Below are 14273 nucleotides of genomic sequence, written 5' to 3' on the forward strand. Positions count from 1 at the left end.
AATTGCGAGCTCCTTACGCGCATTAATCAGGCGAAATATTTGAATGAGACGTTCTCTCCTAGGTGTAGCCGTCGGTTTCGCAGTGGCCACGATGGGCATAAAACCTGCTCTGGCGGATGAATTCACGGTTGCGGATATTGAGGTTGAAGGACTCCAGAGGGTGTCCGCCGGTACCGTTTTTTCGGCCTTTCCGGTCAATATCGGTGAGCAGGTCGATGAATCCGGGCTTGCCGATGCGATCCGTTCGCTGTTCAAGACCGGGCTGTTTACCGATATCAAGGCCAGTCGTGATGAAGGCGTCCTGATCATTTCGGTCCGGGAGCGGCCGTCGATCAGTTCCATCGATATTGAAGGCAACAAGAATATCGAAACGGACATGCTGATGGACGCCCTTGCCAAGGCCGGCCTCCAGGAGGGGCAGGTGTTCCGACGGGCTACGCTGGAACGTCTCGAACTGGAAATTTTGCGCTCCTACATCGCCCAGGGTCGTTACAACGCCCGGGTCAACGCCACTGCCGATGAGCTACCCCGCAACCGGGTGGCGATCAACCTGAAGATCAATGAAGGTAGCGTGGCGGCAATCCAGCACATCAATATTGTCGGCAATCATGATTTCAGTGAAGAGCAACTGCTGAACCTGTTCGAGCTGAAGACGTCCGACTGGTGGAATTCCATTACGAACGCGGACAAATACGCACGCGAAAAACTGAGCGGTGATCTGGAAAGTCTCCGTTCATTTTACCTCGATCGTGGCTATCTCGATTTCAGCGTCGAATCCAGCCAGGTTTCCATCTCCCCGGACAAGCAAAAGGTCTTTATCGCCATCGCGATCAACGAAGGGCCGCAATACACGGTCTCTGACGTCAAACTGCGAGGGGATCTGATTGTCGGAGAGGACGAGCTGCGCAAACTGATCCCCATCCAGAAGGGGGATGTTTTCTCCCGCGCCAAAATGACGGCCATTTCTGAGGCTCTGTCGTTCCGGTTGGGTAAGGAAGGTTATGCGTTTGCCAACGTCAATGCGGTTCCGGAACCGGGTGATGACAATACCGCCTCTGTGACGTTCTATGTGGAACCGGGCAAGCGCGCCTATGTCCGTCGAGTCAACTTCGATGGTAACGTCTCCACCCGGGACGATGTGCTGCGTCAGGAAATGACCCAGATGGAAGGTGGCGTTGCTTCCTCCGATCGCATTGAGTACTCCAAGACCCAGCTTGAACGCCTCGGTTTCTTCAAGACGGTTAACGTGGATACGGTTCCTGTACCCGGGACGGACGATCAGGTTGACGTCAATTACTCGGTCGAGGAACAGCCCACCGGCAGCCTCTCCGCGTCTGTCGGGTTCTCCCAGAGTTCCGGTGTGATTCTGGGTGCCAACGTGTCAGAGAACAACTTCTTCGGCTCGGGCAAGCGGGTCTCTTTCGGCGTGAACGTCAGCAATGCGGTCAAGAGCGCCAACGTGTCCTACCTGGATCCGTATTACACCGTCGATGGCGTCAGCCGTGGCTTCAGTCTGTTCGCGCGCAAGACCGATTACCAGGAACAGGATATTTCCTCGTACCTGCTCGATGAATACGGTGGCAAGGTCACGTTCGGTTACCCGACGGACAGTATCACCCGACTCAACTTTGGTTTCGGAGTTACCCGGTCAAACCTGAAACAGGGAATCTACACCTCCCAGGAGGTTCAGGATTTCATTGCGAAAGAGGGCGACTCTTTCGATAATTTCTTCCTGAGCGGCAGCTGGAATCGCAGTACCCTCAACCGGGGTGTGCTGCCAACCGATGGTTACAGTCAGTCGATCTCTCTCAATGTGGCCGTGCCCGGGAGCGATCTGACGTTCTACAAGCTGAGCCACAAAACCAACTTCTACTTCCCGCTTACCGATAATCACCACTGGATTTTCCGTGCCCGATCGGACATCGGTTACGGAGATGGGTACGCCGGGCGCAGCCAGATGCCGTTTTATGAGCATTTCTATGCCGGTGGTTTTGGATCTGTTCGTGGTTATAAGTCCAATTCGCTTGGCCTTCGCGCGACAAACAGCCAATATGATCTCTCGACCCCGGATCCGTTCGGTGGGAACCTCCTGACGGAAGGAAGCCTGGAACTGATCACACCGACACCCTTCGCAGGTGACAGTCGGTCCATGCGGACCTCGGTGTTTATCGATGGCGGGCAGGTGTTTGATACCGAGCGCGGGTTCGATCCGGCATTCGGAGATATCCGGCTGTCGGCCGGTGTCAGCTTCCAGTGGATAACGGCCGTAGGTCCGCTGGCGTTCAGTCTGGCCAAGCCATTGAACGATAAGCCGGGCGATGATACCCAGGTGTTCCAGTTCTCGCTGGGCCAGACCTTCTGATTGCCCGGACATAACAACATAAAGGACGAAATACAGGAGAAACCCCATGTTCCGATTGAAATCCCTTCTGGCGGCCCTGCTGATGGTGGTGTCCGTCTCTGCCTTCGCGGAGACCCGTATCGGCGTTGTCGATCTTCGTCAGGCGCTGTTTTCTTCAGACGAGGCCAAGGCGTTCAGCGAAACTCTGAAGAAGGATTTTTCCGGCGAGGAACAGAAAGTCCGTGAAGCTCAGGCAAGCGCGAAGAAGCTCAAGGATCGCCTCGAGAAAGATGGCGCCATGATGAACGAAACAGAGCGAAACAAGCTGGCGGGGGAATTTCAGGACAAGGTCAAGGAATTCAACTACCTCAAGCAGAAGCTGGACTCCACCGTCGCCAAGCGGAAGCAGGACTTCCTCCAATCGCAGCGTCCGGATGTGGATGCGGCTGTAAAAGAACTGCTCAAGGAGCACGATCTTGATCTGATCCTGCCCAGTGAAGCAGTCGTCTATGTAAAGCCGGAAATGAACCTGACATCCGAGCTCCTGGACAAGCTGAACCGTTAAGCACTCCAGGGCTCTCAGAGTCCTGACTCATGCCCTGGAGGGAAAACATGACAGAACAGTCCTATCGGTTGGGAGAGATCGCAGAGGCCCTGGGCGCAGAGTTACGTGGCGATCCGGATATCCGGATTTCGGGGTTGGCTACATTGCAGGCGGCAGGCCCCGGACAGATCAGCTTTCTAGCCAATCCGGCCTATGGGAAATATCTGGTCGATACCAGGGCTTCGGCTGTGATTCTATCGCCTGCCTCGGCTGGCGATACTCAGACGAATGTCCTGTTACTGGACAATCCTTACCTGGGCTACGCTCGCCTCAGCCATTGGTTCGATCCGGCGCCTGTGGCCGCGCCGGGTATTCACCCCTCCGCGGTTGTGGATCCCTCCGCCAACATCGATGCCACGGCCAGCATTGGTCCCCAGACAGTGATTGAAGCCGGCGTCGAGATTGGTGCCGGAGTGGTTGTCGGTGCAGGCTCGGTGATTGGGGCCCGCACCCGTATCGGAGCAGGAACCCTGCTGCGTCCCAGGGTCACTCTCGCTCACGATGTTCTTGTCGGTGAGCGGTGCCATATACTCAGCGGTGCTGTGATTGGCTCTGACGGCTTTGGTTTTGCCAATGAAAAGGGGGTCTGGCACCGCATTGCCCAGCTGGGAAGAGTGGTGCTGGGTGATGATGTCGAGGTGGGCGCCAACGCCACGATCGACAGGGGAGCCCTCGACGATACGGTCATCGGAAATGGCGTCAAACTGGACAATCTCATCCAGATTGCACATAACGTCCAGATTGGCGACCACAGTGCCATGGCGGCCATGGTCGGAATTGCCGGCAGCACGCGGATTGGTCATCACTGTGTTTTTGGTGGGGCTTCCGGTGTCGCCGGTCACCTTGATATCACCGACGGCGTCCATCTGACAGGTATGACCCTGGTTACCGGAGATATTCGCGAACCGGGAGTCTATTCTTCCGGCACCAGCGCGGATACCAACCGACAATGGCGCAAGAACGCCGTGCGTTTCCGCCAGCTGGATGTGCTCGCACGGCGGGTAAAAGAACTGGAAAAGAAAATAGAGGGCTGAGGCCGACCAACATGATGCATATTGACGAAATTCTGGAATACCTGCCGCATCGGTACCCGTTTTTGCTGGTGGATCGGGTAACCGAGGTCGAAAAGGGAAAGTCGATCAAGGGGTACAAGAACATTTCGTTCAACGAACCATTCTTTCAGGGCCATTTTCCGAACAATCCAATCATGCCGGGAGTCCTCATCATTGAGGCAATGGCCCAGCTTTCAGGCATCCTCGGATTTGTGACCGTTGAACGGAAACCGGCTGACGGCGTGGTACAATATCTGGCTGGATCCAGTAAGGTGCGGTTCAAGCGCCCTGTGCTGCCGGGAGACCGTCTGTGTATGGAGTCGGAATTGATCTCTGGCAAGCGCGGAATCTGGAAATTCGATTGCCGCGCACTGGTCGACGGTGAAGTCGTCTGTGTGGCAGAAGTTCTCACCGCTGAGAGAGAAGTTTGATGGCGACAAATGACTGGTCGGGTGTCCATCCTCAAGCGATCGTGGACCCATCAGCCAAACTGGCGGACAACGTAACCGTTGGTCCGTGGAGTTATATTGGGCCGGGCGTTGAAATCGGGGAGGGAACCGAGATTCTTTCCCATGTGGTGGTCAAGGGGCCAACGGTAATCGGGCGTAACAACCGGATTTTCCAGTTTTCCAGTATCGGTGAAGAGTGCCAGGACAAGAAGTACGCGGGTGAACCCACCACACTGGTGATCGGCGACAACAACGTGATTCGGGAAAACTGTACGATTCACCGTGGTACGGTCCAGGATCGGGGTGAGACCCGGATCGGCAGTGATAATCTTCTGATGGCCTACGTCCATGTCGCTCATGACTGCACGGTCGGAGATAACACCATTCTCGCAAATTGCGCCACGCTTGCCGGACACGTTACCGTCGGCGATTTTGCCATCCTTGGTGGTGGGACCATGGTGCACCAGTTCTGCCATATCGGCCCGCATAGCATGGCGGCGGGTGGCAGTATCGTTCTGAAAGATATTCCCGCTTATGTCATGGCCAGTGGTCAGTCTGCACAACCCCACGGGTTGAATGCGGAGGGGCTCAAGCGTCGTGGATTCAGCAAGGACGTTCTGCTGGTTCTGCGTCGGGCCTACAAGACTGTCTACCGTCAGGGGCTGACGACGGAGCAGGCCGTCGAAGAGCTGGAATCCCAGTATCCGGACGTGCCGGAAGTTCGCCCGCTGATCGACTCCCTTCGCGGAGCAGACCGCGGCATCATCCGCTGATCGGCCGGAGCTTTCCGGTGACGGATCACAGCCTTCCTTATCATCTTCGTGAACGACCACTGACCATCGCCATGATTGCCGGTGAGGCCTCGGGGGACATCCTCGGCGCAGGCCTCATCCGATCACTCAGGCGCCGATACCCTCGTGCACGCTTTGTTGGCATCGGAGGCGATGAGATGATCGCCGAAGGCTTTCATTCGCTGGTCCCGATGGAGCGGTTGTCCGTCATGGGACTGGTGGAAGTGCTTGGCCGTATACGCGAGTTGTTCAGCATCCGGGCACGCTTGCTGGATTATCTGTTTACCAACCGTCCCGACGTGGTGATCGGTATCGACTCGCCGGATTTTACCCTGACCATTGAGAGACGCTGCCGGGACGCAGGCATTCCCACAGCTCATTACGTCAGCCCTTCGGTCTGGGCCTGGCGCCAGAAGCGTATTTTCAAGATTGCCCGGTCCGTTGATCTGATGCTGACTCTGTTTCCCTTCGAGGCCCGGTTTTACGAAGAGCACAATGTGCCTGTCGCCTTTGTCGGCCACCCCCTGGCAGATCGGATTCCGATGGAGCCTGAGACCGGCAGGGCTCGGGAAGAGCTTGGTCTGAGTCCGGACGCGCCCCTGCTGGCGGTGCTGCCGGGTAGCCGTTCGGGAGAGGTGGAACGCCTTGGTACCCTGTTTCTGGAAGCCTGTCGCTGGATTCAGCAACGGCGTCCGGATATCCAGCTGGTGATTCCCTGCGTCAATCGGGAGCGGGAACAGCAGGTTCGAGACCTGGTGGAGTCACTCGGCGTCAGCTTGCCGGTGACCATTGTTCGCGGACGGTCCCGGGAAGTCATGGCGGCCTCCGATGTGGTCCTGCTGGCCTCAGGCACGGCAACTCTGGAAGCCATGCTGCTGAAAAAGCCCATGGTGGTCGGCTATCGACTGAGTAATTTCAGTTACGCACTCGTCTCCCGTCTGGTCAAGGTGCCCCACGTGGCGCTGCCAAACCTGTTGGCACGAGAGGCGTTGGTGCCGGAGTTGCTGCAGGATGATGCGACCCCCGAAAGCCTGGGGGCGGCTGTGCTCGAACGCATGGAGAATCTGGCAGAGCGTCAGCGCCTGAAGGCTGCATTCACTGAGCTTCACCGGACGCTACGCCAGAACGCGGATGAAAGGGCCGCTGAAGCGATCTCCGGCCTGCTGAAGGGGAGGGCCTGATGGCCAAGACCGTGTTGCCGCCATTTGAGTGCCGTTACGATGGGCGTTTGCTTGCGGGTGTAGATGAAGTCGGTCGTGGGCCCCTGATTGGAGCGGTGGTGACGGCGGCGGTTATCCTTGATCCTGAGCGTCCCATTCTCGGCCTGGCTGATTCGAAAAAACTTTCCGAAAAAAAGCGGCTGGCGCTTTACGATGAGATCTTGGAAAAGGCCACTGCCTGGTGTATAGGCCGGTGCGAGTCCCACGAAATTGACCGGCTGAATATCTACCAGGCCACCATGCTTGCGATGGAGCGGGCGGTCGATGGACTTCCGGTTGCGCCGGAATATGTGCTGGTAGATGGTAACCGGTGCCCGAACTGGCGCTGGCCGTCGGAGCCGGTGGTCAAGGGAGACAGCCGGGTGGCGGAAATCAGCGCAGCCTCCATTCTGGCCAAAGTGACGCGGGATCGTGAAATGGAGCACTTGGAAGATCGATACCCCGGCTACGAGCTGGCCAGACACAAGGGTTACCCCACGCCAGTGCATATGGAAGCACTCAATCGACTGGGCGTGACCCCTGAGCACCGCCGATCCTTCCGGCCCGTGCAAGAGGCATTTGAGGCTGTCGGTATGTATCGGGAGCTTCGTGAGCCGGCTGCCGAAGAGCTCAGCTTCCCAACCGATTTGTTCGAAAATTAACAATTGACAGGTCTGTCTTCAGTCCTTAATATACGCGCCACGTTGATCGGGGGTTCCCCGAAAGACAACCAGTTTTGATGCGGGGTGGAGCAGTCTGGTAGCTCGTCGGGCTCATAACCCGAAGGTCGTTGGTTCGAATCCAGCCCCCGCTACCATATTTAAGAAAGGCAGATCAGTTAGTTACTGGTCTGCCTTTTTTGCGTTTGGGCCGGCAAAAATCCCCTGTGACGTATATGTGACAAATATGTGCCAAGGCTTGTGACGGTTCGATCTGCGGCCAGGTGGAAAATGACCGTCAGTCATTTTTGTTCCTCCTGTGACAGTAGTCGTCTACGCTGCAAGTCTGAGTGTGTTCTTGACGTTCCAGTCTAGCCCAAGCTGCCACATTATTATGGCGACATACGTCGGAGTTCTGGCCACGCTTTCATCGGGAAAGCGGACTTTTTGCCGCGACGAGATGAGCCAGTGAGGGGAATCTGAACCGAGGTAAGTTCACTCATAGGCTAGGAGTGGCAAGGGCCCCAACATAAATCCAAGCTTTTAAACAAAAGCGAACATTCGCAGTGCCTCAGGTCTTCGGCTCTTTCTGTCCTGGTTGGGCGCTTGGTCATTTCCCAAGAACCCGGCAAACGATCAAATGGACTCACAGTTCCAGCTCTTCGATCGTCGATAAGGAGAGCCCATAACCTAAACACAGAGAGTTCGGCGGAAATGGCAATACAAAGCCGATATGCAGACTGATTTAAGGCGACATCGTTTATGGCCGAATACCAGCACCACAGAAATGAAAAATCCGATCCCTAGAGCTAAGGAACCGGATTTCATTTGTCACTGTGCAAGCGAGTCCACGTCACAACCAAGCCGTCTATCACGGCCCGATGTAGACTTTATTTTAGGCTTTTCGACGCCGTAAGGGCAAGCGTGTATTCGCCAGCAGCCGACGGGTCAAAGGAGAAGGCTGGCGCGGTGATGCCTGGCAAACTCGAATCACCGAGGTACGAGAACAGCAGGTTCTGCGATCCTTGAAGCGGAAGAGATGCAGGGCTCAGCGCCCCAAAGTTGATCACGCCATGATCGGCTTCATCTGTACCCACTGCACTGTCGAAATCGTAGAAAAGCGCTAACTCGATCGCAGAGAGTTCTTCAGCAATGTAACTCTCGCTAATGAAGTCGTTTGCGGTGAAACTCGCGAAGAAATTGAAGTTCCAGGTTGCCCCTTCCAGACTGGAAGAAGGCGGAATGTTGGAGCCTGTCGATGCGAAAAAAGTGCCGTTCCCATCATTACCCTCATCAACATTATCGTACCGACCATGAGACGACATTCCCAACGTGATTGTTCCTAGTGACCGCGGACGGTTTAAGGTTTCAATAGAGCCGAAAACGTCGAATTCCGTTATGGCAACGGAGTCGTTGGGAATTCCACTTCCTCCAAAGGTTGCTTCAGACAACTCACCAAAGCGATCGAATTGAGGCGTGATCGGAGCCGCAACGGATGTCATCGAAACTGCACAAACACCGACTCCGACGAGACAAGCTTGAAGCTGACGCTGCTTCGAAAAAAAGGACTGACTTACTCCCATAATACTTACTCCAGCTATTCTTAATTCTGATGTGCCTGCTCGTACACGGCAGGCTTGGCAATCCATTCATTAGGAGCAAAAAATGAACCAGTTTTGCTAACTAAATCTAATTACCTATTTTTCAGAAAGTTACACTGTGATTTAAGTGGATGTGGCGAGCTGACAGTAATATGTGTAAAAAAAAATCGACACATAAAATGCCATTGTTGAATCGCCGATCGCATCGGGAAACAGACATTCTTAATTAATGATATGAATGGCTTAATTGCTTAAATTCCTGCTCGCAAGCTGCGTCCAATAAAGCAGTGGTGCTGGTGGTTCTCACGTCTCAGAGCGTTTTAAACATCTCTGCTTTAGTTGCACTGCTGATTAGAGTTTTCCGCCCGTTGGTGTTTCTCCAGACATTCCAATTGCGTCAAGTCTTCAGTGAATCATCGAGAGAGGAAACGCGGTCTCACGGCCCATGAAAAGGTCGGCATTGTGGTCAATCTGGACGTTCGCTTTGCGACCTCTTCAATGTCCAGAGTACTAGTTGACGTGTGGCAGAGAGGCGATGGCGATATCCGGTTAACAGTCGTTGGTCACATAGGTGACCGTGGGAGGTGCGCCTGGAGACGCCGCGCGGTCGTAACGAAGATAACAATTGGTGTTTTCTATCGCATTGCGGTTGACCTTACCTCCCGACGACCCCTGAATTGATGCAGTAGTAATCACAACGTAGGATGCAGGAGGCGCATCGGTACCCCAAGCCAGATCGGTTGTAGAATTACTATCCATAGCTTTAAAAACGTTGTTCGGATCACGAAAGCCGCTTGGCGCACGGCTGGCCGTTGGATAACCATATCGAACCTCTATGTCGTCAACGCCATCTCCGTCCAGATCAATCGTTGCGTTTGGCTCACCTTGAACGCCCAGCACTAACGCCTTGGTATGAACTATGTTGGCAGCTGATAATACGGCTCCCCCAATTGACTCCAGCACCGATATATTGGCTGAGGCTGTCAGGTTCGCATATTTCGGCAGGGCAAAGGCAGCAAGAATTCCTAGAAGCACGATAACAACGACAAGCTCAATTAATGTAAAGCCAGATCGCTTTGATGGGGCATGTCTCTTATCTCGCATGATGATTTGTTGACCGATTCTTGGTTCAGAAGATGGTTTCGCCGCTCAATTGCCAGAATAGCTCGGGATCTTTCCAACGAGCAATGCTCAAACTAATGTTACCCGAAAAGGTTGGGAAGGCTCGAAAGGTGAACACAACTGGGAACAAACGTTCGCTTTGCGACCATCCCGCATCCCAGGCAGTAGCTAAACAAAAGCGAACATTCGAGTCAGGCCTTCCCTCCGCCCCCGAAGGTTCCAAGTCGCAGGAAAACGACCACAGCTCCATACCGTACCAGCAAACTTTTTGCTAGCAGAAGTATCCTTTTTATCGGTTGTTCGTCATCCAATGAGTCTTTTCAACATTAACGCCAAAACAAGGGCGATCGTACCGATGCTTGAGATATTCACCCACCTGGCCAACTGGCTGACCTACGATCTGATGGGCCTGAGCCCGGACACAAAACTGGGTACGTCCATCCATTTCTTCATTGAGGACACCACCAAGATCCTGTTCCTACTGGTGATAATGATCTACGTGATCGCCCTGGCGCGAGCGTCTCTGAATCTGGAACGGGTGCGGGCCTATATCCAACAGAAGCATCGGATGGTGGGCTATTTCTTCGGCTCCGGCTTTGGCGCCATTACCCCGTTCTGCTCCTGCTCCAGCATTCCGCTGTTCCTGGGTTTCACCAGCGCCGGCATTCCGCTGGGCATCACCATGGCCTTCCTGTTTACCTCGCCTATCATCAATGAGGTGGCCGTGATTATGCTCTGGAGCCTGCTGGGCTGGAAGTTCACCCTGGCCTATATCGTGATCGGCATTGCGGTGGGCGTCGTTGGCGGCATGATTCTGGATGCGATCAAGGGCGAGCGCTGGCTGAAAGGCTTTGCCGCCAAGGCCTATCAGAAGGCGGCGGCTGAAGCCCATAGCCACCCGGACGGTTCCGAGCTACCCGAAGCACCAAAGCTGAGCTTCCAGGCAAGGCATGAGTTTGCCAAGGACGAACTGAAGGAAATCGTCGGCCGGATCTGGAAGTGGGTACTGATCGGCGTTGGCCTTGGTGCCGTCCTGCACGGTTTTGTGCCCGATGGCTGGTTTGCCGAGAACCTTGGCTCCGGTCAATGGTGGAGCGTACCGGCGGCCGTCTTTGCCGGCCTGCCCCTGTATTCCAATGCAACCGGTGTCATTCCGGTGATGGAAAGCCTGATCATGAAGGGTCTGCCGGTGGGTACCACCCTGGCCTTCTGCATGGCCACCGTCGCGGCCAGCTTTCCGGAATTCATCATGCTCAAGCAGGTTATGACCTTCCGGCTGCTGGCTATCATCTTTGTGATCCTGCTGGCCAACTTCATGGTGGTCGGCTGGGTGATCAATGCTGTAGGACCCTGGCTGTTCGCCGGGTTCTGACCAAAACTGAACAGATACAACCAACACATTGGAGAAAGCTATGAAAACATTCGAAGTACTCGGCACCGGCTGCCGCAAGTGTGTGACAACCGCTGAAACTATCGAGCGGATCGCCAAAGAACAGGGCCAGGAGGTGACCGTGGAAAAAGTGACTGACCCTGCGAAAATCATGGAATATCAGGTCATGTCCACCCCGGCTGTCGCCGTGGACGGCAAGGTGGTTCACAGCGGCTCCATTCCGGAGCATGACAAAATTGTTGGCTGGCTGAATGGGTAACTCCATGAGTCCAAAAACGGTTGATGTTCTGGTAATCGGTGGCGGCCAAGCCGGGTTGGCCACTGGCTATTTTCTGCGCGGCCACAAACTGGACTATCGGGTGCTGGACCGTGAACCAGCACCGGGTGGCGCCTGGCGTCATGGGTGGGACTCGTTGCAGCTATTCTCTCCGGCGCAGTGGAGTTCCCTGCCCGGCTGGCAGATGCCGGAAACCGAGGATGGCGAGTGGCCACAGAGCGATGAAGTCATCGATTATCTCCGGCGTTACCAGGAACGGTACAACATCCCGGTGGAACGGCCGGTGGCGGTGAAATCAGTCACGACGAGTGGCGACGGACTGGCCGTCGAAACCGACCACGGCACCTACCATGCCCGCGCCGTTGTCAGCGCTACCGGCACCTGGAGTCACCCGTTCATCCCGTCGGTGGAGGGTATCGAGGATTTTCAGGGTGAGCAGATTCATTCCGCCCATTACCGGCGCCCTGAGACCTATGAGGGCCAGCGGGTTCTGGTGGTCGGCGGTGGCAATTCGGGTGCCCAGATCTACGCCGAAGTCTCCCGGGTGGCCAATGCCAGCTGGGTGACCCGCCATCCGCCCAAGTTTCTGCCGGACGATGTGGACGGCCGGGCTCTGTTCGAAATGGCCACCGAAAAATGGAAGGCCGAACAGGAAGGGCGTGAATACACACCTGCCGGAACCCTGGCGGACATTGTCATGGTGCCACCAGTAAAGGAGGCCCGTGAACGGGGCGTGCTGGAAACCCGGCAAATGTTTACCCGTTTCACCGAAAACGGTGTGGTCTGGCTCGATGGCCAGGAGGAAACGGTCGATGCCGTTATCTGGTGCACCGGCTTCCGGCCGGCCCTGGACCACCTGGAAAGCCTGGGTGTGGTGGAAAGCAATCGACAGGTGAAAACGAACGGCACACGTTCCGTAAAGGAGCCACGGTTGTGGCTTGTGGGATATGGCGACTGGACAGGCTTTGCCTCTGCCACTTTGCTTGGGGTCATGCGCAGCGCCCGGGCTGCTGCGCAAGAAATAAAAAATCACCTGGAACGTTAGTGCTTTCTTTCATCGTTCTATATCGAGAGGCCTATGGGGCATCCTGAAACACACAAAACACAGCGGGTTGGCTGGCTTCGTGCAGCCGTTCTTGGGGCAAATGATGGCATTGTCTCGACAGCCAGTCTGATTCTGGGCGTTGCTGCGTCGGGAGCAGATTCCGAGGGCGTTGTAGTTGCCGGCGTGGCCGGCCTCATCGCTGGCGCCATGTCGATGGCGGCGGGAGAGTATATTTCGGTCAGTTCGCAAGCCGACACCGAACGTGCCGATATCGCCCGAGAGAAACAAGAACTGGAAAACGATCCGGATCAGGAACATCAGGAACTCAAAGCCATCTATGTCAAACGTGGCCTGGAGCCGGAGCTGGCCTCTACGGTGGCCAGTCAACTGATGCAGCACGATGCGCTGGGTGCGCATGCCAGGGATGAGCTCGGTATCTCGACAACCCTGGCAGCTCGTCCCGTTCAGGCGGCGTTTGCGTCCGCGGGAACCTTCTCGGTGGGCGCAGCCCTTCCGCTGCTGGTCGTACTGCTGTTTCCCGCTTTCACCCTGATATGGACTGTCTCAGGCAGCTCACTCCTGTCTCTTGCCTTGCTGGGGGCCTTATCAGCGAAAACGGGCGGCGCGCCGATGGGCGTAGCCACCGCCCGCGTGACATTCTGGGGCGCTCTAGCCATGGCGTTAACGGCCGGAGTGGGCATGCTCTTCGGGGCAACTGCTTGAGGAAGCGAGGGGAGCCCGAAATTACTTGAGCAAAGCGTCTACAGCTTCCAAAAAACCAGCCATGTCAACCACCTTCTCAGACCCTGGATTGACGGTTTTTCCTTTTAGATCGGCAGTGACTATGCCACCGTCAACAGTATCGGTTAACGCAGCCTTAAGCTGCACCGCGTAATGGCTCAGGGCTTCGTTACCCTCTCGCTCACCCAGGGTTTCCAAGGCATTGGCAAGCGCAAAGATCAGTGCTGACGGATTAAAGTGGGCGTCGCGACCGTCGGTCTCCAGATACTTCAAATAAAGATCATGAGCGGTACCATGGGGCGCTTCGAACAGCATGGTGCCGTCCTTGCTCTCGATAATCGAACTGGCGGTCGCCAGGCTGCCACCGAGCGCGGCGGAAATGTCCGAGAAGATGTCGCCGTCCAGGTTTTGGGAGGGATACAGCGCGTTTCTGGGCGGGTCTGTAATCATCTTCTTGAGCTGGCTGGAAGGCCGCATGATCATGAACGATGGGGGCGGCGTGTGCTCGCTGGCCAGCTCCCTGCGCACCTCGGTAATCACATCGCTGTAGACTTCGTCGTACTCCATGTACTCGCGCTTGAGACCGAAATACACCTCTTTGTCCTTGCGAGAGGCATCCCGAAAGACTTGCAGGACCCAGTCCTTTATGGCCTCCCTGTCATTGGACATTAACAGCATGGGATCGCCTTTCCTGACCCGGCGCGCGTGCTTCTCGTCACCGTCGACGATGACCTTGAGAATGCCGTCTTCCTTAGCCGCCATGTTGAAGCTACCGTACTGGTCGCCGCCACCGGCACTCATGCGGGAGATGGACACATGAGCACCCCGGCTTGGAATACCGAACTCCCGAAGCTGATTCACGAGCTTGAGCAGTTTCCGCCCGGTGGTGTTATCCGGCACACCCCAGATCGCCCGCTCCGGCGGGTTGGATACAATGCGCGCCGCCTGGGCATCGATCAGTTCGTAGTAGTAACTCAGCCCCAGATCCTCGATCTGCTTCTG

Annotated in this window: 14 protein-coding genes and 1 tRNA gene; 12 read left to right on the plus strand and 3 right to left on the minus strand. The window is 55.8% G+C overall.

Going from position 1 to position 14273, the window contains the following annotated elements:
• The first annotated feature begins 43 nt into the window (after window positions 1-43).
• The 8 genes from bamA to MSNKSG1_RS03125 all read left to right on the plus strand — a co-directional run bounded on the left by bamA (window position 44) and on the right by MSNKSG1_RS03125 (window position 7253).
• The gene (bamA, locus tag MSNKSG1_RS03090; RefSeq protein ID WP_040886591.1) at window positions 44-2362 is read left to right on the plus strand and encodes an outer membrane protein assembly factor BamA; all 2319 of its coding nucleotides are present in this window, start codon (window positions 44-46) and stop codon (window positions 2360-2362) included.
• 46 nt (window positions 2363-2408) lie between these two features.
• Window positions 2409-2906: an OmpH family outer membrane protein gene (locus MSNKSG1_RS03095; RefSeq protein WP_008937781.1), complete on the plus strand. Its 498-nt coding sequence runs from the start codon at window positions 2409-2411 to the stop codon at window positions 2904-2906.
• 47 nt (window positions 2907-2953) lie between these two features.
• Window positions 2954-3979, plus strand: coding sequence for a UDP-3-O-(3-hydroxymyristoyl)glucosamine N-acyltransferase (gene lpxD, locus MSNKSG1_RS03100; RefSeq protein WP_008937782.1), 1026 nt, complete (start codon window positions 2954-2956; stop codon window positions 3977-3979).
• Between the two features lie 11 nt (window positions 3980-3990).
• A complete protein-coding gene (gene fabZ, locus MSNKSG1_RS03105) occupies window positions 3991-4428 on the plus strand; it encodes a 3-hydroxyacyl-ACP dehydratase FabZ (protein WP_008937783.1) in 438 nt (145 codons plus the stop codon).
• Window positions 4428-5219, plus strand: coding sequence for an acyl-ACP--UDP-N-acetylglucosamine O-acyltransferase (gene lpxA, locus MSNKSG1_RS03110; protein ID WP_008937784.1), 792 nt, complete (start codon window positions 4428-4430; stop codon window positions 5217-5219). Before fabZ ends, lpxA begins: the two co-directional genes overlap by 1 nt.
• 17 nt (window positions 5220-5236) lie before the next feature.
• Window positions 5237-6418: a lipid-A-disaccharide synthase gene (gene lpxB, locus MSNKSG1_RS03115; protein WP_008937785.1), complete on the plus strand. Its 1182-nt coding sequence runs from the start codon at window positions 5237-5239 to the stop codon at window positions 6416-6418.
• Window positions 6418-7098, plus strand: a complete 681-nt coding sequence (gene rnhB, locus MSNKSG1_RS03120; protein ID WP_008937786.1) for a ribonuclease HII — start codon at window positions 6418-6420, stop codon at window positions 7096-7098. The genes lpxB and rnhB overlap by 1 nt, the downstream gene beginning before the upstream one ends.
• A 78-nt stretch (window positions 7099-7176) precedes the next feature.
• Window positions 7177-7253 (plus strand) — tRNA-Met (locus MSNKSG1_RS03125).
• Window positions 7254-7985: 732 nt separating this feature from the next.
• On the opposite strand, the gene MSNKSG1_RS18655 is transcribed toward MSNKSG1_RS03125, so the two are convergent.
• Together MSNKSG1_RS18655 and MSNKSG1_RS19580 are read right to left on the minus strand one after the other, a co-directional pair.
• A complete protein-coding gene (locus tag MSNKSG1_RS18655) occupies window positions 7986-8678 on the minus strand; it encodes a hypothetical protein (RefSeq protein WP_008937787.1) in 693 nt (230 codons plus the stop codon).
• Between the two features lie 567 nt (window positions 8679-9245).
• Window positions 9246-9800, minus strand: a complete 555-nt coding sequence (locus MSNKSG1_RS19580; RefSeq protein ID WP_008937788.1) for a type II secretion system protein — start codon at window positions 9798-9800, stop codon at window positions 9246-9248.
• Window positions 9801-10173: 373 nt separating this feature from the next.
• Here MSNKSG1_RS19580 and MSNKSG1_RS03140 point away from each other — a divergent pair, with 373 nt between their 5' ends.
• The 4 genes from MSNKSG1_RS03140 to MSNKSG1_RS03155 are packed head-to-tail and all read left to right on the plus strand — an operon-like array spanning window position 10174 to window position 13253.
• Entirely contained in the window at window positions 10174-11190 is a 1017-nt protein-coding gene (locus MSNKSG1_RS03140; protein WP_008937789.1) for a permease, read from the plus strand.
• Window positions 11191-11230: 40 nt separating this feature from the next.
• Window positions 11231-11467, plus strand: coding sequence for a thioredoxin family protein (locus MSNKSG1_RS03145; protein ID WP_008937790.1), 237 nt, complete (start codon window positions 11231-11233; stop codon window positions 11465-11467).
• Between the two features lie 4 nt (window positions 11468-11471).
• A complete protein-coding gene (locus MSNKSG1_RS03150) occupies window positions 11472-12530 on the plus strand; it encodes an ArsO family NAD(P)H-dependent flavin-containing monooxygenase (RefSeq protein WP_008937791.1) in 1059 nt (352 codons plus the stop codon).
• Window positions 12531-12563: 33 nt separating this feature from the next.
• The gene (locus MSNKSG1_RS03155) at window positions 12564-13253 is read left to right on the plus strand and encodes a VIT1/CCC1 transporter family protein (protein WP_008937792.1); all 690 of its coding nucleotides are present in this window, start codon (window positions 12564-12566) and stop codon (window positions 13251-13253) included.
• A gap of 21 nt (window positions 13254-13274) precedes the next feature.
• Here MSNKSG1_RS03155 and MSNKSG1_RS03160 read toward each other — a convergent pair.
• On the minus strand, window positions 13275-14273 hold a 999-nt coding region (locus MSNKSG1_RS03160; protein ID WP_008937793.1), incomplete at its 5' end, for an isocitrate/isopropylmalate family dehydrogenase.

Origin of the sequence: Marinobacter santoriniensis NKSG1 (assembly GCF_000347775.1) — a bacterium.
Taxonomy (GTDB): Bacteria; Pseudomonadota; Gammaproteobacteria; order Pseudomonadales; family Oleiphilaceae; genus Marinobacter; species Marinobacter santoriniensis.